Source organism: Pseudomonas sp. JE3303, assembly GCF_056312565.1.
Window position 1 is genome coordinate 58,214 of record NZ_JBWGIF010000001.1, and the last position, 20,177, is coordinate 78,390.

General features: G+C 62.8%; 23 protein-coding genes and 1 pseudogene. 9 read left to right on the plus strand and 15 right to left on the minus strand.

All coding sequences use genetic code 11. The features are described 5' to 3' along the window. Positions 1-3 precede the first annotated feature (3 nt). The 7 genes and pseudogenes from AC0ZZU_RS00290 to prlC form a co-directional block, all read right to left on the minus strand. The gene (locus AC0ZZU_RS00290) at positions 4-1,539 is read right to left on the minus strand and encodes a SulP family inorganic anion transporter (protein WP_476339087.1); all 1,536 of its coding nucleotides are present in this window, start codon (positions 1,537-1,539) and stop codon (positions 4-6) included. Between the two features lie 185 nt (positions 1,540-1,724). After that, positions 1,725-2,444 (minus strand): carbonic anhydrase, encoded by a 720-nt coding sequence (locus AC0ZZU_RS00295; protein WP_476338164.1) that lies wholly within the window; start codon positions 2,442-2,444, stop codon positions 1,725-1,727. Between the two features lie 346 nt (positions 2,445-2,790). Beyond that, positions 2,791-3,849 (minus strand): PA0069 family radical SAM protein, encoded by a 1,059-nt coding sequence (locus AC0ZZU_RS00300; protein ID WP_476338166.1) that lies wholly within the window; start codon positions 3,847-3,849, stop codon positions 2,791-2,793. A gap of 66 nt (positions 3,850-3,915) precedes the next feature. Then, a pseudogene (locus AC0ZZU_RS00305) lies at positions 3,916-5,331 on the minus strand (M3 family metallopeptidase). Next, positions 5,332-5,454: a hypothetical protein gene (locus AC0ZZU_RS00310; RefSeq protein ID WP_476338168.1), complete on the minus strand. Its 123-nt coding sequence runs from the start codon at positions 5,452-5,454 to the stop codon at positions 5,332-5,334. Between the two features lie 127 nt (positions 5,455-5,581). After that, positions 5,582-5,863 carry a YheV family putative zinc ribbon protein gene (locus AC0ZZU_RS00315; RefSeq protein WP_476338170.1) on the minus strand — a complete coding sequence of 94 codons (282 nt, stop codon included), beginning with the start codon at positions 5,861-5,863 and terminating at the stop codon, positions 5,582-5,584. Further along, a complete protein-coding gene (gene prlC, locus AC0ZZU_RS00320; protein ID WP_476338172.1) occupies positions 5,860-7,911 on the minus strand; it encodes an oligopeptidase A in 2,052 nt (683 codons plus the stop codon). Before prlC ends, AC0ZZU_RS00315 begins: the two co-directional genes overlap by 4 nt. Positions 7,912-8,012: 101 nt before the next feature. Here prlC and AC0ZZU_RS00325 point away from each other — a divergent pair, with 101 nt between their 5' ends. Together AC0ZZU_RS00325 and AC0ZZU_RS00330 are read left to right on the plus strand one after the other, a co-directional pair. Continuing rightward, the gene (locus tag AC0ZZU_RS00325) at positions 8,013-8,561 is read left to right on the plus strand and encodes a gamma carbonic anhydrase family protein (protein ID WP_476338174.1); all 549 of its coding nucleotides are present in this window, start codon (positions 8,013-8,015) and stop codon (positions 8,559-8,561) included. Positions 8,562-8,584: 23 nt separating this feature from the next. Next, positions 8,585-9,229 carry an HAD family hydrolase gene (locus tag AC0ZZU_RS00330; RefSeq protein WP_476338176.1) on the plus strand — a complete coding sequence of 215 codons (645 nt, stop codon included), beginning with the start codon at positions 8,585-8,587 and terminating at the stop codon, positions 9,227-9,229. A 3-nt stretch (positions 9,230-9,232) separates the two neighbouring features. Here AC0ZZU_RS00330 and AC0ZZU_RS00335 read toward each other — a convergent pair whose 3' ends face one another. Beyond that, positions 9,233-10,342, minus strand: coding sequence for an aminopeptidase (locus AC0ZZU_RS00335; protein ID WP_476338178.1), 1,110 nt, complete (start codon positions 10,340-10,342; stop codon positions 9,233-9,235). A gap of 67 nt (positions 10,343-10,409) precedes the next feature. On the opposite strand from AC0ZZU_RS00335, the gene AC0ZZU_RS00340 reads away from it, so the two are divergent. Beyond that, positions 10,410-10,823 (plus strand): PA0061/PA0062 family lipoprotein, encoded by a 414-nt coding sequence (locus AC0ZZU_RS00340; RefSeq protein ID WP_476338180.1) that lies wholly within the window; start codon positions 10,410-10,412, stop codon positions 10,821-10,823. 55 nt (positions 10,824-10,878) lie between these two features. Further along, the gene (locus AC0ZZU_RS00345) at positions 10,879-11,292 is read left to right on the plus strand and encodes a PA0061/PA0062 family lipoprotein (protein ID WP_476338182.1); all 414 of its coding nucleotides are present in this window, start codon (positions 10,879-10,881) and stop codon (positions 11,290-11,292) included. A gap of 3 nt (positions 11,293-11,295) precedes the next feature. On the opposite strand, the gene AC0ZZU_RS00350 is transcribed toward AC0ZZU_RS00345, so the two are convergent. Together AC0ZZU_RS00350 and AC0ZZU_RS00355 are read right to left on the minus strand one after the other, a co-directional pair. Further along, positions 11,296-11,529, minus strand: a complete 234-nt coding sequence (locus tag AC0ZZU_RS00350; protein WP_476338184.1) for a DUF1161 domain-containing protein — start codon at positions 11,527-11,529, stop codon at positions 11,296-11,298. Positions 11,530-11,601: 72 nt separating this feature from the next. Continuing rightward, a complete protein-coding gene (locus tag AC0ZZU_RS00355; RefSeq protein ID WP_476338186.1) occupies positions 11,602-12,027 on the minus strand; it encodes an OsmC family protein in 426 nt (141 codons plus the stop codon). Positions 12,028-12,183: 156 nt separating this feature from the next. On the opposite strand from AC0ZZU_RS00355, the gene AC0ZZU_RS00360 reads away from it, so the two are divergent. Next, positions 12,184-13,188: an LLM class flavin-dependent oxidoreductase gene (locus AC0ZZU_RS00360; RefSeq protein WP_476338188.1), complete on the plus strand. Its 1,005-nt coding sequence runs from the start codon at positions 12,184-12,186 to the stop codon at positions 13,186-13,188. A gap of 58 nt (positions 13,189-13,246) precedes the next feature. On the opposite strand, the gene AC0ZZU_RS00365 is transcribed toward AC0ZZU_RS00360, so the two are convergent. Both AC0ZZU_RS00365 and AC0ZZU_RS00370 read right to left on the minus strand, forming a co-directional pair. Then, positions 13,247-13,468, minus strand: coding sequence for a DUF1161 domain-containing protein (locus tag AC0ZZU_RS00365; RefSeq protein ID WP_476338190.1), 222 nt, complete (start codon positions 13,466-13,468; stop codon positions 13,247-13,249). A gap of 37 nt (positions 13,469-13,505) precedes the next feature. After that, the gene (locus AC0ZZU_RS00370) at positions 13,506-13,721 is read right to left on the minus strand and encodes a dodecin (protein ID WP_158460873.1); all 216 of its coding nucleotides are present in this window, start codon (positions 13,719-13,721) and stop codon (positions 13,506-13,508) included. Positions 13,722-13,875: 154 nt separating this feature from the next. Between AC0ZZU_RS00370 and AC0ZZU_RS00375 the strand changes: the two genes are divergently transcribed. Continuing rightward, the gene (locus AC0ZZU_RS00375) at positions 13,876-14,202 is read left to right on the plus strand and encodes an ElaB/YgaM/YqjD family protein (RefSeq protein ID WP_158460872.1); all 327 of its coding nucleotides are present in this window, start codon (positions 13,876-13,878) and stop codon (positions 14,200-14,202) included. Here AC0ZZU_RS00375 and AC0ZZU_RS00380 read toward each other — a convergent pair. Next, the gene (locus tag AC0ZZU_RS00380; protein WP_476338193.1) at positions 14,199-15,095 is read right to left on the minus strand and encodes a LysR family transcriptional regulator; all 897 of its coding nucleotides are present in this window, start codon (positions 15,093-15,095) and stop codon (positions 14,199-14,201) included. The two genes, AC0ZZU_RS00375 and AC0ZZU_RS00380, sit on opposite strands and share 4 nt — an antisense overlap. Before the next feature lie 110 nt (positions 15,096-15,205). Here AC0ZZU_RS00380 and trpB point away from each other — a divergent pair, with 110 nt between their 5' ends. Together trpB and trpA are read left to right on the plus strand one after the other, a co-directional pair. Beyond that, complete coding sequence (gene trpB, locus AC0ZZU_RS00385; protein ID WP_476338195.1) at positions 15,206-16,423, plus strand: tryptophan synthase subunit beta; 1,218 nt, start codon at positions 15,206-15,208, stop codon at positions 16,421-16,423. Beyond that, the gene (gene trpA, locus AC0ZZU_RS00390; RefSeq protein WP_476338197.1) at positions 16,420-17,232 is read left to right on the plus strand and encodes a tryptophan synthase subunit alpha; all 813 of its coding nucleotides are present in this window, start codon (positions 16,420-16,422) and stop codon (positions 17,230-17,232) included. The genes trpB and trpA overlap by 4 nt, the downstream gene beginning before the upstream one ends. Before the next feature lie 59 nt (positions 17,233-17,291). Here the strand turns inward: trpA and AC0ZZU_RS00395 are convergent, their stop codons facing one another. Beyond that, a complete protein-coding gene (locus tag AC0ZZU_RS00395; RefSeq protein ID WP_476338199.1) occupies positions 17,292-17,624 on the minus strand; it encodes a DOPA 4,5-dioxygenase family protein in 333 nt (110 codons plus the stop codon). Positions 17,625-17,648: 24 nt separating this feature from the next. Continuing rightward, positions 17,649-18,548, minus strand: coding sequence for a choline sulfate utilization transcriptional regulator (locus AC0ZZU_RS00400; RefSeq protein WP_476338201.1), 900 nt, complete (start codon positions 18,546-18,548; stop codon positions 17,649-17,651). Between the two features lie 110 nt (positions 18,549-18,658). On the opposite strand from AC0ZZU_RS00400, the gene betC reads away from it, so the two are divergent. Further along, positions 18,659-20,170, plus strand: a complete 1,512-nt coding sequence (gene betC / locus AC0ZZU_RS00405) for a choline-sulfatase (protein ID WP_476338203.1) — start codon at positions 18,659-18,661, stop codon at positions 20,168-20,170. Positions 20,171-20,177 lie beyond the last annotated feature (7 nt).

Sequence of the window (20,177 nt, forward strand, 5' to 3'; positions counted from 1 at the left end):
TATTCAGGCTCCAACCCCTGCCGTTGTCCGTAACCTCCCCTCGACCCGGCGCTTCAAGCGCCGGTGCTCGATCACCAGCACCGAGCCGTTGGCCTTGTTGCTCCGTCCCCAGTCTTCCAATAGCTCCAGGCAGGAGTGGTCGATATAGCTCAGGTTGGCCAGCGGCACATGCAGCGTGGTGCCCGCGGGTACGCTGTCGAGCACCTGGGTCAGGGCCGGGACCTTGAGGAAGGTTGCCGCTCCGCTCAGGCGCAATTCCATATGCTGCGGCGTGTCGAGGCTGATCAGGTTGATCTTCAACCGGGCTGCCTTGAACGCCAGCTTCAGCAACGTCAGGGCAAAGCCCAGCAACACACCGGTCAACAGGTCGGTGAACACAATCGCCAGCGCAGTGGCCGCATAGGTGAACATCGGCATGCGCCCATACCGGCCCAGCCCGCGAAATGCCTTGAAGTCGACCAGCTTGAAGCCGGTAAACACCAGCACGCCCGCCAGGCTCGCCACCGGGATCTGCTGCAGCACGCTGCTCAATACCACCACGAACGCCAGCAGCCACAGCCCATGCAGGATGGCCGAGGCACGGGTCTGCGCCCCGGCCTGGACATTGGCCGAGCTGCGCACGATGACGCCGGTCATTGGCAAGGCGCCGAGGAAGCCGCAGAGCATGTTGCCAATGCCCTGGGCAGTCAATTCGCGATCGAAGTCCGAACGTTGGCCGCTGTGCATGCGGTCCACCGCCGCCGCCGACAGCAAGGTCTCGGCGCTGGCGATAAAGGCCAGGGCAAAGGCCGCTACCAGCAGGCTCGGGTCAGCCAGCCTTAGCAGGTCGTCGGGGCGCAACCAGTCGATCGCCTCGCTGAGGTCCGCCGGAACCTGCACGCGGTTGACCGGCAATGCCAGCCACATGCTGATGGCCGTCATCAGCGCCACGCCCAGCAAAGCGCCTGGAATGAACCTCAGGCGCTGCGGCCGCAATCGCTCCCATCCCCACATCACGGCGATGGTGCCCAGGCCCAGTGCTCCGGCCTGCCAGACACCACTGCCGCTTTCCACTGGCAGCGCGGAGGCGAGCGTGGCCGGGAAGCCCAGCAGGTTCTGCATACCCGAGGGCTGCGGCGCCGTGTCGAACATCACATGCACCTGGGACAGCACGATCAGCACCCCGATGCCTGCAAGCATGCCATACACCACCGCCGGCGCCGTGACACGGAACCAGCAGCCCAGCTTCAGGCGACCGGCCAGCAGTTGCAGCACCCCGGCCAACAGCAGGATCGGCCCGAGCATTTCCATGCCGTGCTGGCGCACCAGCTCGAACACCAGCACCGCCAGACCCGCTGCGGGACCGCTGACCTGCAATGGCGAACCCGCCAGGAAACCCACCACCACACCGCCAATGATCCCGGTGATCAAACCTTTGGCCGGCGGCATGCCCGAGGCAATCGCAATGCCCATGCACAAGGGCAGGGCCACCAGAAAGACCACTACCGACGCCAGCAACTCGCGCGGCAGGGCCGCTTTGATCTGTGTCTTGTTCACCATGACGCTCCATTGGGAATTCACGGCCATTCCACTGGCCGATAGGACGAACCCCTGACACACAGGCAGCCGCAAGCCGCCAGCAAGCCGGCAAAGGCAGTCAGGGAAGATTCAGGACAGCCGAAGACCAGGCCGCACCACAAGGGGTGCGGCCGTCAGTCAGCCTTCAGACGGGGTAATCGGGACGCTTAGTAGCGTCCTCTCGGCGAGGCGCAGGGAAATGGCTCTTCGGCTGTCAGGGGCATGAAGCGGTCACTGGATGCGTCATACGCCTCGATCTGGCTCGATTCGATATCGTAGATCCAGCCGTGAATATGCAGCTGACCGGCGGCCAGTCGCGAGGCCACAGAAGGGTGGGTGCGCAGGTGCTGCAACTGGGCGATGACGTTTTCCTTGGTCAACACTTGCATGCTCTCGTGCTCGGAACCACACGCACAGTTGTCCTCGACCACGGTGCGGGCGACTTCGGCATGGCGCAGCCAGGCCTTGACCGTCGGCATTTTCTCCAGGCTTTGCGGGTTGAGCACCGCTCGCATCGCGCCGCAATCCGAATGACCGCAAATAATGATGTGGTGTACGCCCAGGGCCAGGACCGCATACTCGATGGCGGTGGAAACGCCGCCATTCATCTGCCCATAGGGCGGCACAACGTTCCCCACGTTGCGGGTAACGAACAGGTCGCCAGGCGAGCTCTGGGTGATCAGCTCTGGAACGATGCGCGAGTCGGCGCAGGTAATGAACATCGCACGCGGTTTCTGTGCGGTGGCGAGCTTCTTGAACAGCTCCTGCTGCTCGGGGAAGACATCGTGATGAAACCGCAGGAAGCCGTCGACGATGTGCTTGAATGCGGCATCGGCGCTTTCGGCAGGCTCTACCGGGACGGCCTTAGAGGGGTCCTTGACGGGCATGATTCATCCTCTTGACGGTTTTGTAGGAAAATTCAGTTTACCGGTAAAAGATTCCGGTATCGCATGGCATTTAGATGACAGACGCGGACTATTAATCACAGTCTCTCTCGACTGAGTTCCTACGCTACCGGGGAAAACTTAACTGAAACTGAATTTGAAGGCTCTAGGACGAGCGTTCTAGCTTCATAAGGCGGGATTGGGATAGTAGCAAAAAAACACTATTGGCCAATACCCTTTAATGGATTTATCAGCAGGTATTAGTGGGATTACAGGGTGCATGTCTGGAAAGTTATAGCGCCCTTGGGTTCGAGCGCTGCACATTTCCAGACATGCCCCGCCACAATCGCTAAAACAACGCCATCTGCCCCCCTGGGGGACAAAATGCGCTGCAATCGAGTTCATACCCTTCGCGCCGGTTCATCTCCAGCCGGCGGATCGCTTTGCTGAACCGCTGGGCAAGCAATTCGGCAAACACACCCTCACCCCGCATGCGCGCACCAAAGCGGCTGTCGTAAAGCTCTCCACCACGGCTCTGACGAATCAGGCTCAACACATGGGCGGCACGCTGCGGATAGTGATCCTGCAACCACTGCTCAAACAGCGGCGCGACCTCCAATGGCAGGCGAAGCATCATGTAAGCCGCGCTCTGTGCCCCGGCATCCTTGGCCGCTTCAAGCAGGCGTTCCAGTTCGCTGTCGTTGATCATCGGGATCATCGGCGAGCACAGCACGCCCACTGGCACGCCCGCGTCGCGCAGTACACGAATCGCCCGCAAGCGCGCCCTGGGCGCTGCGGCTCGGGGCTCAAGGGTGCGCTTGAGCTCGTCGTCGAGCGTGGTGAGGCTGATCATCACCGCCGCCAGGCGCTGGCTGGCGAGCTCGGCCAGCAGGTCGAGGTCGCGCAGGATCAGCGACCCCTTGGTGACAATAGTTACCGGATGGCGATAACGCAGCAGCACTTCAAGCAGGCGCCGGGTGAGCTGCTGCTCTCGCTCGATCGGTTGGTAGGGGTCGGTATTCGAGCCCAGGTTGATCGGCGCGCAACTATAGCCAGGCTTGCTCAACTGCTGTTCCAGCACTTCAGCCGCGTTGGTCTTGGCGATAAGCCGGGTCTCGAAATCCAGTCCTGGGGAAAGGTCCCAATAGGCATGGCTAGGCCGCGCATAGCAGTAGATACAACCGTGCTCGCAGCCTCGATAAGGGTTGATCGAGCGGTCGAAGGGCAGGTCGGGCGAGTTGTTGCGGGTGATGATGGTCTTGGCCGTCTCGATCCGTACCTCGGTCCCCTGGGTGAGCGGTACCTCCTGGTGCCAGCCGTCGTCCTCCATGACCGACCGGTTCGCAGAGAAACGGTTGTCGGGATTGTGGGTCGTGCCACGGCCGCGCTGGGGTGCTGGAGTGAACATTTTGCCACCTTACTACTGTATCTGCATACAGTAGTCGCTGGCGCCGGTTTGTTCCAGCCCCTTCTGTCAGCCGCTCGCAGACTCGCTCAGACCGTGCCACCGCAGATATGGCTGCACACTGGCAGGTCGTCCGAGAAATGCTTCGATGCTTTGCGCCAGAGGCCTGGAGCCGCCTGGGGCGAAGAGCGCGGCCCGCAACTCGCGGCCTGTATGGGCATCGAGCAAGCCCTGGGACTGGAAGCGGGTGAACAGGTCGAAGGCGTGGACGTCCGACCAGAGGTAGGCGTAATAGCCGGCATCGTATCCGCTGACCAGATGCTCGAGTGCGTGCAGCGGTCGCTCGAAACCGGCCAGGGGCCAGCGTGATGCTTGTCTGAAACTGTCCTCCACGCGTTGCTCGATGGTTCTGCCGTCGTTCGGCGAGCCGTGCAGGTCCAGGTCGAGCAGGGCTTCACTGAGAATTTGTGCGCATTCACGCAGGCCTTCTCCCTGCAGGACCGTCAGTCGATCACGCATCTGCTGCGGGGCAAGTTGCGCACCGCTCTGGTAATGGGCCTATATGCCGGCCAGGTAGTCCGCGTCCCACGTCCAGCGTTCCAGAAGCTTGCCGGACACCTCTAAACCATCGGTGCCGAGGCGGCGCAGATCCGATAACAAGTGATTGTCGGTCCGTACCAGCAAGTGATGCAAGGCGTGACCGAACTCATGGTAGAGCTTGCGCAGCGCCAGGTGATCGAGCAACGGCGGCTGGCCCTCCCGGCCCGGGGTCACGTCACTGAAGACCGCGGCGACAGCGCCGTGATAAAGACCTTCGGCATCGATGCGGCGAGTCTGGATATACGACGTGAAAACGCTGCCACTCTGTTTGCCGGTGCGTTGCAGAGCGTCCACATGGAGGTGGCCGATACGCGCATGATCCTGCAGTACTTCAAAGGTCACCACGTCCGGGGCCCACGCCACCGCGTTATCGAGACGTTTCAGGATCAGTCCGAAGAGTTGCCAGGCCAGGTCCACAAGCGCCTGCACAACGTTGGCGAGAGTGAAGAACTCGGCGAGGGTTGCCGACGCAGTAGCCTGCCGGGTCTGTCCAGTTGCGCCCTGCAGGTAGGCAATGTCCCACGGCTCTACATTGGCGATACCGGCGGCACGCCCCGCTTGACGAACCCCTTCCTGCCAGGTTTGCAGCGGTGCGCTGATCCGCGTCGCCAGGTCGTCAAGAAATGCCCGCACCTGCTGTTCGGAGCCTGCGCTCTTGCTGTGCAGGCTCAAAGCCAGGTGGCTGGCGAAGCCGAGCACGCGGGCTTTTTCGTGCTTGGCGAGGGCGAGCTTTTCGAGCACAGGGCCGTTGTCGTGCTCGACGTCGACGCTCCAGCCACGCGTGGCGTAGGCACGGTAGACCTCTTCCCGCAGGGCACGGTCGCTGGCGTACCCCAGAATTGCCTTGCAGGAGGTTTCATCGCAGGCAATCAGCCATCCAGCCAGTTATGCCGCGTTCGCCTGTGCCGCCATCTCGGCGAGCAGGCGCGCGGGCACTCCAGCCATGCGCTGCTCAACCGCGGTGTAATCGACGGGCACGGTGGTCAGGAATGGATTGATTGTGCTCATGGCGCTTTCTCGGGTCGGTTAAGACCTGAGTGTGGGCGGCCAGGCGCGCGCGGGGACGGTAACCCAATGCCGCACGGGCATGCGTCAGGAAGCCCGGGGCAGGGCGCCCCGGGCCGCACATCAAGCGTTATTCCGCTGGCTTTTTCAGCTTTGGATTTGGAAAGAACTGCACCGTCTGCACTGTCGCGGCCGGTTTCGCGGGCGCCAGGTGGTTGACCCGTGTATCCAGTTCCTTGGGCACCGACAGGCCCTGTTCATTCAAGGTATCGGAGAACCCGCAGGCCACGCACTCACGGTGTGGCACACCGTCCTCGCTCCACATCTTGAGCTTGTCGATCTCGCTGCACGCCGGGCAGACCGCCCCGGCGACAAAGCGTTTCTTCGTCTTGCTCACGCTCACCTCACTCATGCCGCCACGTCCTCGGAGAGGCCGCTATGACGCAAGAGTGCATCGATCGACGGCTCACGGCCACGGAAGTCGACGAACAGCAGCATTGGCTCGCGCGAGCCGCCACGGGCCAGCACCGCATCGCGGAAGGCACGGCCGGTCTGCTCGTTGAGCACGCCTTCCTCCTCGAAGCGCGAGAATGCGTCGGCCGACAGCACCTCGGCCCACTTGTAGCTGTAGTAGCCCGCCGCGTAACCGCCAGCAAAGATGTGCGCGAAACTGTTGGGGAAGCGGTTGTAGGCTGGAGGCCGCATCACCGACACCTCGTCCCGCACGCCTTCGAGCACTTCGAGCACGCTGCGCCCGTCGCCATGGCTGGCATGCAGCTCGAAGTCGAACAGCGAGAACTCCAGCTGGCGCACCATCATCAGGCCGGACTGGAAGTTCTTGGCCGCCAGCATCTTCTCCAACAGGTCCTGCGGCAGCGGCTGGCCGCTTTCATAGTGACCCGAGATAAACGCCAGGCCTTCGGGTTCCCAGCACCAGTTCTCCATGAACTGGCTCGGCAGCTCGACCGCATCCCAGGCCACGCCGTTGATGCCGGAGACACCGGCATGCTCGATGCGGGTCAGCAGGTGATGCAGGCCATGGCCGAACTCATGGAACAACGTGGTGACTTCGTCATGGGTCAGCAGTGCGGGCTTGCCGGGTGCAGCTGGAGTGAAGTTGCACACCAGGTTGGCCACCGGGCTTTGCAGGTCCCCTGCGGCCGTACGGCGACGGTCGCGGGCGCCATCCATCCAGGCACCGCCGCGCTTGTTGGCGCGGGCGTAGAGGTCAAAGAAGAAGCGCCCGACATGCTGGCCGTTTTCCTTGATCTCGAACAGGCGCACGTCGGGATGCCAGGTGTCAAAGCCCTTGAGCTCGGCGATCTCGATGCCATACAGGCGCTGGACGATGGAGAACAACCCCGACAGCACCTTGTCGATCGGGAAGTAGGCGCGCAGGGTTTCCTGTGAAACGCTGTAGCGCTGTTCGCGCAGTTTTTCGCCAAAGAAGCCGCTGTCCCAGCTCTTGAGATCCGCGCAGCCTTGCTCGGCGGCATACGCCTTGAGCTGGGCGAGGTCCTGGGTAGCGAACGGTTTGCTGCGCTTGGCGAGGTCGCGCAGGAAGCTCAGCACCTGGTCGCTGGACTCTGCCATCTTGGTGGCAAGGCTCAGTTCGGCAAAATTGGCGTAGCCGAGCAGTTCGGCCAGCTCCTGGCGCAGGTCCAGAATCTCACGCATGACCGGGCCGTTGTCGTGCTGGCCGGCATTGGGGCCCTGGTCCGAGGCGCGGGTGCAGTAGGCGGCGTAGATTTCCTCGCGCAGAGCGCGGTCTTCGGCATAGGTCATCACGGCGTAGTAGCTGGGGAATTCCAGCGATACCAGCCAGCCTTCGAGGCCCTTGGCCTGGGCGGCGGCGGCCATCTGCGCCTTGGCCGAATCAGTCAGGCCGGCAAGCCCGGCCTCGTCAGTGATCAGCTTGGTCCAGGCCTGGGTGGCATCGAGCAGCTGGTTGGAGAAGCGGCTGCCCAATTCGCTCAGCTTGCTCTGCACTTGCGCGTAGCGCTGCTGTTTGTCGGCCGGCAAGTCGATACCCGACAGCCGGAAATCACGCAGGGCATGCTCGAGAATGGTTTTTTGCGCAACGTCGAAACCTGCGGCCTCAGGGCTTTTGGCCAGGGCCTCGTAGGCCTCGAACAGTTCGCGATTCTGCCCCAGCTCGGTAGAGTAGGCGCTCAGGGCGGGCAGGCAGGACTCGTAGGCGTCGCGCAGCTCTGCGCTGTTGCACACGGCATTGAGGTGGCTGACCGGGCTCCAGGCCGCGCCCAGGCGGTCGTTGAGCTCGTCCATCGCCAGCACCAGGCCTGCCCAGGTAGGATTCTTGCCCTGGGTCTGGAGGATTTCGGCAATGGCTTTGCGGTTGTCGGCCAGGATCTGTTCGATGGCCGGCAGCACGTGTTCGGCACGGATCGCCGAGAAGGGCGGCAGATCGTAGGCTTGCAGAAGCGGGTTGTTCGCACTCACGGTTAGACACCTTGGCAGAAGAAACACGTGCCCATCTTAATTACAATCGAGGCCGACCGCAGCAAGCAGCCTGCCTATCCGTACCCAAGAGGGGCGCTATCATGGCCATACGCAACTTTCAGCAGCACACTCCCAAGCTAGGCGATCGTGCATTTGTCGACCGTTCCGCAGTCGTCCTGGGTGATGTCGAGATCGGCGAGGACAGCTCGGTATGGCCGCTTGTGGTCATCCGCGGCGACATGCACCGCATCCGCATAGGCGCGCGCACCAGCGTGCAGGATGCCAGCGTGTTGCACATCACCCATGCCGGGCCTTTCAATCCTGAAGGGTTTCCTTTGCTGATCGGAGACGACGTGACCATCGGCCACAAGGTGATGCTCCATGGCTGTACCCTGGGCAACCGCATTCTGGTCGGCATGGGCAGCACCATCATGGATGGTGCGGTTGTCGAGGATGACGTCATCATCGGCGCCGGCAGCCTGGTGCCGCCCGGCAAGCGCCTGGAAAGCGGCTTTCTGTATGTAGGCAGCCCGGCCAGACAGTCCCGGCCGCTGACCGACAAGGAACGAGCCTTTTTCCCCTACTCCGCCGGTAATTACGTCAAGCTCAAGGACCAGCACCTGGCCGAAGGCTACGACCGCCCCGAATGACAACCGCTTTTCTCGAGACTGCCATGCACCATCAGAACATCCTTTTCGACCTCGACGGCACCCTGACGGACCCGCGCCTGGGTATCACCCGCTCTATTCAGTACGCCTTGGCCAAGCTGGGCATCGACGAGCCCGACCTGGCGAAGCTGGAGCACTTCATTGGCTCGCCCTTGCTGCAAGCCTTCATGCAGTTCTACGGTTTCGACGAAGCCAAGGCATGGGACGCGGTGAATTTCTATCGGGAGCGGTTCAAGGTGACCGGCCTCTACGAGAACGAAGTGTTCGACGGCGTGCCTGAGTTGCTCGAAGCGCTCAATGCCCAGGGGCGCACGCTGTACATCGCCACGTCCAAACCGTGGGAGTTTGCCCGCGAGATCGCACGGCACTTTGCCTTCGACCAGCATTTCAAGGTGATCTACGGCAGCGAGCTGGACGGTACTCGCACCAACAAGGTCGAGCTGATCAAGCACTTGCTCGATATCGAAGGCCTGGACCCCGCGCAGACGCTGATGATCGGCGACCGCAAGCACGACCTGATCGGCGCGCGCAGCAACGGCGTGCAGGCAGTGGCGGTGGGATATGGATTTGGCAGCGAGGAAGAGCTGGTGGCCGAAGCACCGGCCTTCCATTTCCCGACCCTGGCCGAGATGCATCGGGCGTTTATGTAAGGCTCAAGGGACTCTTCGCTGGCAAGCCAGCGAAGAGTCCAGTTCAGACAAAGCAGCTTTGCGCTGGCTCACCGACAACCTCCCAAGCGCCTCTACGCTCTCGTAGAACCGTTCCCAATCCCCAGCCGCCTGCGCAAACAATCGTGCAAACGCTGGCACCCATTGGTCATACAACCCAAACGGCAGCAGCTTGGCGTTGTTCAACGGCCCGTTCACCCAAGCGTCATACCTGCCAGAACCACCCCATTGGGCATCCCGCAGCTGCCGATACTCCGCCCGCAGCCGCGCGAACTCCGCCTGCTTTCCCGCACGCTTGGCTTCAACATCCAAAGGCCGTGCATAGATCGCCTGAAGCCGTTCTCGGCTGGCCAGCACCAGCCGAATGAACTGGTCCCGCTGACGTAGGCTGTCGTCGGCCGCTGCCGGCAGTCCGCGCGCGGCACGCCATTGCCGGGTGCCCTCCTGCTCGACAAAAGTGGCGAAGGATTCGTTGAACGCGGTGTCATCCTGCACATAGACACGCTGATGCGCCAGCTCATGGAAGATAAGCGATGCCAGCCGCTCGTCCCCCCAGCCAAGCATCGGCGCCAACAGGGGATCATCGAACCAGCCAAGGGTCGAGTACGCTTCCACGCCTGCGACGTACACGTCCAGTCCCTCCTGGCGCAGTACCGCCGCCGCGCCCCGTGCCGCGCCTTGACGATAGTAACCGCGATACGCAACGCAGCCTGCGATGGGAAAACAATGAGTCTGTGGATCAAGTGAAAGCTCAGGGGTGGCGAACACGTTCCATACCACGTAGGGCCGACCCAAATCGGCATAGACGCGGTAGCTGCGGTTGTCCGGCAACTGCAACCGGGCACTGGCAAATGCCCGCGCCTGCTCGGCCTGCAGCAGACGCTGGCGCAACGCGGGATCGGTTGCCGGATCCTCCACCAGTGACGCCACGGAGGTGCGGGCCCGCAACAGCTGCCATTGTCCCTCAGCCAACTGCCCGTAATACCCGACGCTTGAACAACCGTTCAGCAGGACAGCGCCCAGCACGGGAACAAACCACCTGAAAACGCGGTCGAGTGCCTGGCTTGAGCGCAGCAATGGATAAGGTCGGAACATCGGGAAAACTCATCTCGCTCAAGTGCCGGTGCACTCCAAGACTATCTTGCCAGGGGGGACTTTCGCCATGCGTACACTGTTTGTGATCAGTGCTTTGGGACTGTTGGGGGGTTGCTCCAGCCTGCCGGATCCTGACCCGAGCCAGGCCTGGATCGACCTGGCGCCCCACCAGGACACCGCGCTTCATGCGGTACAGGTCGATGAGCGTGATTGGGCCGACAAGCGTTATTTCGAAGTCACTCCAGGCAGCCATGAGCTGACCGTGCGTTATCTGTTCGAGGTAGAGCCTACCAATATCGGCCCGAGCAGCGAGCCATTGTGGCGCGATTGCCAGCTCAACGTGAAATTCAAGGACTTCGATGCCGGCCAGCGCTACCAGTTGCAGGCGGGCAGCATTGGCTTCAGGCCGTGGCTCAAGCTCTACGACGACAAGCGTCAACTCGTAGGGCAGGGCTTGCCAGCCGGCTGCCAGCGCACCTGAACAACCTGAACGGCGCTATGCTTGTAGCGTGTAGTTCGCAAGCGGGAGTTTCGCCATGCGCCAGCCGATGATGCTGATCGCCCTTAGTGCACTGGGGGCCTGCGCCAGCCCCTTGCCGCCCTCCGACCCGAAACAGGCGTGGATCGACCTCTACACGATCACCCCCGGCAGGCTGGTCATGGCCGACAGGCTTGATGGCCAGCGCCTCGAGGATGGCCGCTACTTTCAGGTCAGCCCTGGAAAGCACGAACTGGTAGTCCGGTTTGACTTCGAAGTTTATTCAGGCGGTTTCACCACCGATCCCACCGAACGCACCTGCTACCTTACGGTGACGTACGACAATTTCCAGGCGGGGCAACGTTATCGCCTCGAAGCGCGTGCGCCGGTGATGCAGCCGACCGTCCATCTCTACGATGCGCAGCGCACCCTGGTGGTAGACGAGCCTAGCAAGGTCTTCTGCATACCCTGACAGCTATCGATCATTTTTCTGGTAAATGATCTTCCTGGTGCCACCGTCACAACTCCCCACGACCATGTTCTGGTCGCGGACCTCGGCGTTAGGCACGATTTCGAGCGTGTAGGCGGTCACGCCGCTGGCCTGGATCTTGGCTTCGATCTCGGCCTTGAGCTCTTCGCAGGGCTTGGGAGCGGCCAGGGCAGCTGTTGCCAGGAGAGTACCGGCAAGGGCTAGAGCAATACGAATCATGGGAAAGCTCCTCGTGACGGCATTCGGTCTGCCGGCTCCCATTTGACCACAACATCCCTGGCCCGTTGCGCCCTAGGACACCAGGGTCGCGTCGAGCGTGATGGTGGCGTTGAGTACCTTCGACACCGGGCAGCCCGCCTTGGCCTTGTTCGCGATCTCGATGAACTGCGCCTCGCTGGCGCCGGGGACCTTGGCCTTGAGAATCAGGTGCACAGCCGTGATGGCAAAGCCGTCGGGCTGCTTGTCCAGGGTCACCTCGGCAATGGTGTCGATGCGATCAGCCGTAAGCCCAGACTCGCCCAGGATCATCGACAGCGCCATGGAGAAGCAGCCAGCGTGTGCCGCACCGATCAGCTCTTCAGGATTGGTGCCTGGCGAGCCTTCGAAACGGGTATTGAAGCCATAGGGATTCTGCTTGAGCGCGCCGCTCTCGGTGGAAAGCATGCCTTTGCCATCCTTGAGACCGCCTTGCCAGATCGCCGATGCTGTCTTTTTCATATTGCCTCCGGGGTTATGAATGGATACATAAAATTCAGAGGACATGGCCTACGGCAAGTTCAGAGCAATCTGCCCCTTGCCATTGAATCCTCCAAATATGCCCATACAGAACCCTAAAGGCCGATGGCCGACCCACTTCCTGGAGGCTGTACGCCCATGACGACTTTGCGCAACCTGAAAATCTCGACCCTCGACCTGGTGCCCGTGCGCGACGACGCCGGGCCCGCCCAATCGCTGCGCAACTCCCTCGATCTGGCGCAGCATGCCGAGCGACTGGGCTACAACCGCTTCTGGGTGGCCGAGCACCACAACATGGACGGCATCGCCAGTTCCGCCACATCGGTGCTGCTGGGATACCTCGCGGGGGGTACCTCGACTATTCGCGTGGGCGCTGGCGGCGTGATGTTGCCCAACCATGCGCCGCTGGTGATCGCCGAACAGTTCGGTACGCTGGCCAGCCTTTACCCCGGGCGCATTGACCTGGGGCTTGGCCGTGCCCCGGGATCCGACCAGATGACCGCCCGCGCCCTGCGCCGCGAACGCTCCGGCAGCGCCGATGATTTCCCGGACGATGTCGAAGAACTGGTGCGTTACCTAGGCCCGCGCACCCCGGACCAGCGCGTCATTGCCGTGCCGGGGCATGGCACCGAAGTGCCGATCTGGCTACTTGGTTCAAGCCTGTTCAGCGCGCAACTGGCAGGCATGCGCGGCTTGCCCTACGCCTTCGCCTCGCACTTCGCGCCGCGCTACATGCACGAAGCGATTCGAATCTACCGCGACCATTTCCAGCCGTCGGCAGTGCTCGACAAGCCGTACGTGATGCTCGGTGTCCCCATGGTGGTCGCCGAGACCGACGAGCAGGCCAACTACCTGGCCACCTCGGTGTACCAGCGAATACTTGCCCTGATCCGCGGACAAAGCCTGATGCAGCGGCCCCCAGTGGACAGCATGGACGGCCTGTGGCTGCCGCATGAGCGCGATGCAGTGAGCAGCTTCCTGGGCTTGGCGATGATCGGCAGCCCACAGAAAGTGCGGGCGAAGGTGGAAGTATTGCTGGAGCAGACGGGGGCGGATGAGCTGATCTTCACGTGTGACCTGTATGAGCATGCAGACCGCGTGAAATCCTACGAGCTCCTGGCGCAGGCCCTGCGCCAGGAGTGATGAGAGTGGGAACGGGCTTTCCGGGACACCGGATCGCTCGCTCCCATGCAGACAGGCGTCATTCCCGCCGGTACACGATCTCCTTGCTACCGGCCTCGCAACTGCCAACCACTTTTCCAGCCGGGGTGCCCTGGTCCACGACTTCCAGGGTATATCCCTGCACCCCCTTTGCATCGAGCTTGCCGGCAATCTCTGCCTTGATCTCGTCGCAGGGCGTGCCGGCAGCCAGCACCGAGCCTGCCATCGTCATCAGGCCCAGGGCCAATATCATCTTTTTCATCGAACGCATTCCCTGTTCAGATTTCAGTCCGCTGGAATCAGCTGTTGGCGATGCGGAAGCCCACCTTCAGGGTCACCTGGAAGTGCGCAACCTGGTTGTTCTCGATATGGCCACGCGTCTCGACCACTTCAAACCACTCCAGTAGCTTGATGCTCTTGCCGGCTTCGGCGATGGCGTTGCGGATAGCATCGTCGATGCTGGTCGCCGAGGATCCAACCAGTTCGATCTGCTTGTAGGTGCGATGATCACTCATGGGTACTCTCCTGATTTAGCGGTGGAATAGAGCCTAGCAGCGCAGGGCCGATTTACCTGCGAGCGACGCGCAGCGTACAAAGTTCGATTGCACTTTCCCGCCAACCCACAGTCGCATCCTTACACAGCCCATCCCACTGCGAAGGAGAGACACCATGGCCCATAACCCGCTGCGCAAGACGTCGCTGGAAAGCATGGAAGCCGAGATCGTTAGCCTGCTCAAGACACTGGAGTCCATGAAGGGCGATGCCTCGGACGAGTCCACCAAGTCGCTCAAGGCACTCAAGAGCAACGCCGAAAATGCTCTTCAGCATTCGCGCAGCCTGCTGACCGATGCCTATGCCGAGGTCAAGACCCGCACCAAACAGACCGGCATCGCTACCCGCGATTACGCCCAGGACCATCCTTGGACCACCGCCGGTGTTGCGGTCGGCGCACTAGGCCTGGTCGCTGCATGGCTGCTGTGCAAGCGCAACCACTAAGCGGTCTGGCGCGCGAGCTCCGCGCGTAGCCACTGCGCCAGTTGCTCGGCGCGCCCATCCGCGGCGCGCCGAGGTACCCAAAGCGCCAGCGCTGCTGGCGTCGGGCTGAAGCCCCAGGGGGCGGTCAGCCGTCCGGCACGCAGGTCATCGGCAACCAAGGGTTGCGGCGCGATGGCCACTCCGAGACCCGCCACGGCGGCTTCAAGCAAATAATACAAATGCTCGAAATCCTGGCCGAACTTCAAGTCCGCCGGATCGAAGCCTTGTTCGCGTGCCCATGTAGGCCATGCCTGCGGCCGTGACGTGGTCTGCAGCAGGGTTTCGTCAAGCAAGGCACTGGGTGGCGCGGCCTGCAGCCGGGCAGAGCCGGCGAAGTGCGGGCTGAGCACGGGCCCGATACGCTCCTCGGCCAGCACATGCACCTGCATGTCCGCCGGCCATGGCGGCTCGGCGAATACAAGCAAGGCATCGAGCCCAGGCCGGCGGGGATCGAGATCGCCTTCACCCGCCGACAGATGCAGGCGAAGCTCCGGCAGGTCAGCCTTGAGACGTCCCAGGCGCGGGATGAACCAGCGCGCCAGCAAGCTGCCCGAGCACCCGAGCACGAAGGGCGCTTCGCTGCTGTCACGGCTCAGTTCACTGCACACCCCGCGCAACCGCTCGAACGCCTCGCCTGTCGCGTCGCGCAGTCGGATACCCGCATCTGTGAGTTTCACGCCACGCCCCTCCTTGACGAACAGGCTGATCCCCAGATGCTCTTCCAGCACCTTGATCTGTCGGCTTACGGCGCCGTGGGTCACGTGCAGGTGCTCGGCCGCCTGGCTGACGCTGTTTAGCCGGGCGGCGGCCTCGAAGGCTCGCAGGGCATTGAGGGGTGGGAGATCATGGCGCATGGGACGTGTGAGTTTTCCTGACATGTTGACGCAATCTTATCGGTTTTCAGACGCGCGCGTCGTGGGTACAGTAAAGCCCATACCTTATCCGTCACGCCCTGGAGCGACCCATGACCCAGACCAACTTCCGCGCCGGCCCCGATGCCAATGGCCTGTTCGGCTCGTTCGGCGGCCGCTACGTCGCAGAAACCCTGATGCCATTGGTGCTCGACCTGGCCCGCGAATACGAAGCCGCCAAGGCCGATCCGCAATTCCTTGAAGAGCTGGCGTACTTCCAGCGCGACTACATCGGCCGCCCCAACCCGTTGTACTTCGCCGAACGCCTGACCGAACACTGCGGCGGCGCGAAGATCTTCTTCAAGCGCGAAGAGCTCAACCACACTGGCGCGCACAAGGTGAACAACTGCATCGGCCAGGTGTTGCTGGCCCGTCGCATGGGCAAGAAACGCCTGATCGCCGAAACCGGCGCAGGCATGCATGGCGTGGCCACGGCCACCGTTGCCGCGCGCTTCGGCCTGCCCTGCGTGATCTACATGGGTGCCACCGACATCGAGCGCCAGCAAGCCAACGTGTTCCGCATGAAGCTGCTTGGCGCCGAGATCGTCCCGGTAACCGCTGGTACCGGCACCCTCAAGGACGCCATGAACGAGGCCCTGCGCGACTGGGTCACCAACGTCGAGGACACCTTCTATCTGATCGGCACCGTGGCGGGTCCCCACCCGTACCCTGCGATGGTGCGCGACTTCCAGTCGATCATCGGCAAGGAAACCCGCGCCCAGTTGCAGGAAAAGGAAGGCCGCCTGCCGGACAGCCTGATCGCCTGCGTCGGTGGCGGTTCCAACGCCATGGGCCTGTTCCACGAGTTCCTCGATGATGCCAGCGTGCAGATCATCGGCGTCGAAGCCGGTGGCCATGGCGTGCACACCGACAAGCATGCGGCCAGTCTCAACGGCGGCGTGCCGGGCGTTCTGCACGGCAACCGCACCTATCTGCTGCAAGATGAAGACGGCCAGATCACTGACGCCCACTCCATCTCCGCTGGCCTGGACTACCCCGGGATCGGCCCCGAGCACGCCCACCTTCACGAGGTGAAGCGCGTCGACTACGTCAGCATCACCGACGACGAAGCCCTGGACGCCTTCCATGCCACCTGCCGTCTCGAAGGCATCATCCCGGCGCTGGAGACTTCTCATGCCCTGGCCGAGGCGATCAAGCGCGCGCCGACCCTGCCCAAGGACCACCTTATGGTGGTGTGCCTGTCAGGGCGCGGCGACAAGGACATGCAAACCGTGATGAACCACATGGCCGCCCAGGAGAAACAGGCATGAGCCGTCTCGAACAACGCTTCGCCGACCTGAAAGCCGAAGGCCGCTCCGCGCTGGTCACCTTCATCACTGCAGGCGACCCGGGCTATGACGCCTCGCTGGCTATCCTCAAGGGCCTGCCTGCAGCCGGCGCCGACGTGATCGAGCTGGGCATGCCGTTCACCGACCCGATGGCCGATGGCGTCGCCATCCAGTTGGCCACCCTGCGTGCGCTGGAAGCTGGGCAGACCCTGGCGAAAACCCTGCAGATGGTCCGCGAATTCCGGGTCGACGACCATGCCACCCCTATCGTGCTGATGGGGTACTACAACCCGATCCACCGCTTCGGTGTGGATAACTTTGTGGCTCAAGCCAAGGAAGCGGGCGTCGATGGCCTGATCATCGTCGACCTGCCGCCAGAGCACGACGCCGAGCTGGCGACTCCGGCCCAGGCCGCTGGCATCGACTTTATCCGCCTGACCACGCCGACCACCGATGACGCACGCCTGCCGCGCGTACTCGAGCGCAGCTCCGGTTTTGTCTATTACGTGTCCGTGGCCGGTGTGACTGGCGCGGGCTCGGCGACCACCGAGCATGTCGGCGAAGCGATCGCCCGTCTGCGCCGCCATACCGACCTGCCAGTGAGCGTCGGCTTTGGTATCCGCACTCCGGAGCAGGCCGCGGCAATTGCCCGGTTGGCGGATGGTGTGGTGGTGGGGTCGGCGCTGATCGACAAGATCGCCCAGGCCAAGCATGCCGATCAGGCTGTCGGTGATGTGCTCGCACTGTGCTCATCCCTCGCCGAAGGCGTGCGCGGCGCGCGCAGGACCTGATTCAGCACCGCGATCCGCTGTGTGCACCCCAGCGGATCGCGAACCACCACAGGCTGTGCTCAGCCGCCAAACAGCTCCAGCTTCAACGGCCGCACGGCGCCCATCCAGATCGCATGATCCCGGTGATCCGCCAGCTCGTCCCCCGTCAGCGGATGCAGAAACACCACCAGCCCCCGCCGATACAAGGCCAGCCACGGCAAGACCACCCCCACCACCTCCGGCCCGAAGGACAGCTGGCAGCTCCAGTCCGGATGCGGACCGACTGGTTTCTGATGCATGCGCCCCATGGTCACGGGAAACAGCCGCGCCGCTTCCTCGCACAGCTCACGCGCCGGCTCGAACGTGCTTGCGTCGTAGTACACGTGGGCGTGGTACCCCTTGATCCTCTGCACAATTGCTCCTGACAAGAATAAGCCCTAGCGATGCTGCTCTTCGGCCAGCCAGTCGACAAAGCGCTGGATCAGCGCCCCGCGACGCTTGCGTGGTGGCAAGACTACATAATAGCCGCGCGCCGAGCGCAAGCTACCTTCCATGGGCCGGCACAACAGGCCTTGCTCGACCAGCGCATCGACCAGGTGAGCCCAGCCGATCGCCACGCCTTGACCGGCAATCGCCGCCTGTATCAACAGAGTGTAATTGTCGAAGCGCAGTTGTCCCGGGGCCGGTGGGCTGGCCAGCCCCAGCTCGCGAAACACTCCAGCCCAGTCGAACCAGCGACTGGCCTGTTCGCCGCGCAGATGGAGCAACGGCATGCGTTGCAAAGCTTCGCGGGACAGGGCCTTGCCACTGATCAGCCGTGGGCTGCAGACCGGGAAGACTTCCTCGTCGAACAGCCACTGGCTTTCACCCTGATGAAAGCGGCCATCACCAAACAGCAGCGCCACGTCGATATCCGGACGCAGCATCGCCTGGCTGCGTTCACCCGTGACCAGGCTCACATCCACCTGTGGATTGGCCGCATGGAAGCGCTGGAGCCGCGGCATGAGCCAGAAAGCGGCAAATGCGAAGTCGGTGGCGACCTGCAGCACTTCGCGCTGGTTGTGGCCACGCGCCTGGGCAATACCATCGTCGATGGCCAGCAAGCCCTGGTGAACCTGCTCGAACAGCAACTGGCCCGCGTCGGTGAGCTGGATGCCCCGATAGATGCGGTCGAACAGCCGGGTCCCCAGTTGCGCTTCCAGGCGTTTGACCTGCTGGCTGATAGCGGGCTGCGTCGTGCCCAGTTCAAGCGCAGCCGCCGTGAAGCCGCGCAAGCGCGCTGCGGCCTCGAAGACCCGGAGGCTGTCCAACGACATGTGTCCAAGCTGCTCAAGCATAAGCGCTGCTAATCCCAGTCATTGCCCGCCATGGGCTTTACCCATGTTAGCGCCAGTCGCATTCTCCTTCGTAGATGAATTACATAATCCCCGACGATGGAAAAAGCCTAATGAAGCGCAAGAACATCCTGTTCATCATGGCCGACCAGATGGCCGCCCCCTTGCTGCCGATCTATGGCCCGTCGCCATTGAAGATGCCGCACCTCAGCCGCCTGGCCGCGCAGGCCGTGGTATTCGATGCCGCCTATTGCAACAGCCCACTCTGCGCGCCGTCGCGCTTTACCCTGGTCAGCGGCCAGTTGCCCAGCCGCATCGGTGCCTACGACAACGCTGCCGACTTTCCGGGCGATGTACCTACTTATGCACATTACCTGCGCCGTCTGGGCTACCGCACTGCGCTGTCAGGCAAGATGCACTTCTGCGGCCCGGACCAGCTGCACGGGTACGAGGAGCGGTTGACCAGCGACATCTATCCCGCCGACTACGGCTGGGCCGTCAACTGGGACGCCCCGGATGAGCGGCCGAGCTGGTATCACAACATGTCCTCGGTACTCCAGGCCGGGCCCTGCGTGCGGACCAACCAGCTGGACTTCGACGAGGAGGTAGTGTTCAAGGCCCGGCAGTATCTGTACGACCACGTGCGCGAGGCCGAAGGCCGGCCGTTCTGTCTCACCGTGTCGATGACCCACCCGCATGATCCCTACACCATCCCCAAGCGCTGGTGGGACCTGTACCAGGACGTCGAGATCCCGATGCCGGCCTACCCGCTGGCCCAGCATGAGCAGGACCCCCACGCGCAACGCCTGCTCAAGGTCTACGACCTGTGGGACAAACCGCTGCCCGTCGAGAAGATTCGTGACGCCCGCCGCGCCTACTTCGGCGCTTGCAGCTATATCGACGAAAATATCGGCAAGTTGCTGGAGACCCTGGAGGAAACCGGCCTGGCGGATGACACCTTGATCGTGTTTTCCGGGGATCACGGGGACATGCTTGGCGAACGGGGGCTCTGGTACAAGATGCACTGGTTCGAGATGTCGGCGCGTGTGCCGCTGTTGATCCATGCGCCAGGACAGTTCGCGCCGGGCCGGGTTGGCGCGGCGGTATCGACCTGCGACCTGCTGCCAACGCTGGTGGAGCTTGCTGGCGGTAGCGTCGAGGCCAACCTGCCGCTCGATGGGCGCTCGTTGCTCGGCCACCTGCAGGGGGAGGGCGGTCATGATGAGGTCATCGGCGAATACATGGCGGAGGGCACGATCGGTCCGCTGATGATGATCCGCCGGGGCGCCTACAAGTTCGTGTACAGCGAGGAAGACCCTTGGCTACTCTATGACCTGAGCCACGACCCGCACGAGCGGGAGAATCTCGCCAGCAGCCCCGAACACCAGGCGCTGCTGCAGGCATTTGCCGATGAAGCTCGCCAGCGCTGGGATATCCCCAGCCTGCGCGAGCAAGTCCTGGCCAGCCAACGCCGCCGCCGCCTGGTGGCCGAGGCCCTGTCCATCGGCGCGCTGAAGAGCTGGGACCACCAACCCATGGTGGATGCCAGTCAACAGTACATGCGCAATCACATCGATCTCGACGACCTCGAGCGCAAGGCCCGTTATCCACAGCCCGCCCCGTAATTGAGCA

What these genes read in the sequence shown, in the direction of transcription:
- AC0ZZU_RS00300 (WP_476338166.1), bottom strand. Translation starts at nt 3,849, where the DNA reads ATGTTCACTCCAGCACCCCAGCGCGGCCGTGGCACGACCCACAATCCC.
- AC0ZZU_RS00365 (WP_476338190.1), bottom strand. Translation starts at nt 13,468, where the DNA reads ATGAAAAAGATGATATTGGCCCTGGGCCTGATGACGATGGCAGGCTCG.
- AC0ZZU_RS00325 (WP_476338174.1), top strand. Translation starts at nt 8,013, where the DNA reads ATGGCCATACGCAACTTTCAGCAGCACACTCCCAAGCTAGGCGATCGT.
- AC0ZZU_RS00380 (WP_476338193.1), bottom strand. Translation starts at nt 15,095, where the DNA reads ATGCGCCATGATCTCCCACCCCTCAATGCCCTGCGAGCCTTCGAGGCC.
- AC0ZZU_RS00310 (WP_476338168.1), bottom strand. Translation starts at nt 5,454, where the DNA reads ATGAGCACAATCAATCCATTCCTGACCACCGTGCCCGTCGATTACACC.
- trpA (WP_476338197.1), top strand. Translation starts at nt 16,420, where the DNA reads ATGAGCCGTCTCGAACAACGCTTCGCCGACCTGAAAGCCGAAGGCCGC.
- AC0ZZU_RS00375 (WP_158460872.1), top strand. Translation starts at nt 13,876, where the DNA reads ATGGCCCATAACCCGCTGCGCAAGACGTCGCTGGAAAGCATGGAAGCC.
- AC0ZZU_RS00360 (WP_476338188.1), top strand. Translation starts at nt 12,184, where the DNA reads ATGACGACTTTGCGCAACCTGAAAATCTCGACCCTCGACCTGGTGCCC.
- AC0ZZU_RS00400 (WP_476338201.1), bottom strand. Translation starts at nt 18,548, where the DNA reads ATGCTTGAGCAGCTTGGACACATGTCGTTGGACAGCCTCCGGGTCTTC.
- AC0ZZU_RS00335 (WP_476338178.1), bottom strand. Translation starts at nt 10,342, where the DNA reads ATGTTCCGACCTTATCCATTGCTGCGCTCAAGCCAGGCACTCGACCGC.
- AC0ZZU_RS00345 (WP_476338182.1), top strand. Translation starts at nt 10,879, where the DNA reads ATGCGCCAGCCGATGATGCTGATCGCCCTTAGTGCACTGGGGGCCTGC.
- AC0ZZU_RS00370 (WP_158460873.1), bottom strand. Translation starts at nt 13,721, where the DNA reads ATGAGTGATCATCGCACCTACAAGCAGATCGAACTGGTTGGATCCTCG.
- AC0ZZU_RS00315 (WP_476338170.1), bottom strand. Translation starts at nt 5,863, where the DNA reads ATGAGTGAGGTGAGCGTGAGCAAGACGAAGAAACGCTTTGTCGCCGGG.
- trpB (WP_476338195.1), top strand. Translation starts at nt 15,206, where the DNA reads ATGACCCAGACCAACTTCCGCGCCGGCCCCGATGCCAATGGCCTGTTC.
- betC (WP_476338203.1), top strand. Translation starts at nt 18,659, where the DNA reads ATGAAGCGCAAGAACATCCTGTTCATCATGGCCGACCAGATGGCCGCC.
- AC0ZZU_RS00295 (WP_476338164.1), bottom strand. Translation starts at nt 2,444, where the DNA reads ATGCCCGTCAAGGACCCCTCTAAGGCCGTCCCGGTAGAGCCTGCCGAA.
- AC0ZZU_RS00350 (WP_476338184.1), bottom strand. Translation starts at nt 11,529, where the DNA reads ATGATTCGTATTGCTCTAGCCCTTGCCGGTACTCTCCTGGCAACAGCT.
- AC0ZZU_RS00290 (WP_476339087.1), bottom strand. Translation starts at nt 1,539, where the DNA reads ATGGTGAACAAGACACAGATCAAAGCGGCCCTGCCGCGCGAGTTGCTG.
- AC0ZZU_RS00340 (WP_476338180.1), top strand. Translation starts at nt 10,410, where the DNA reads ATGCGTACACTGTTTGTGATCAGTGCTTTGGGACTGTTGGGGGGTTGC.
- AC0ZZU_RS00330 (WP_476338176.1), top strand. Translation starts at nt 8,585, where the DNA reads ATGCACCATCAGAACATCCTTTTCGACCTCGACGGCACCCTGACGGAC.
- AC0ZZU_RS00355 (WP_476338186.1), bottom strand. Translation starts at nt 12,027, where the DNA reads ATGAAAAAGACAGCATCGGCGATCTGGCAAGGCGGTCTCAAGGATGGC.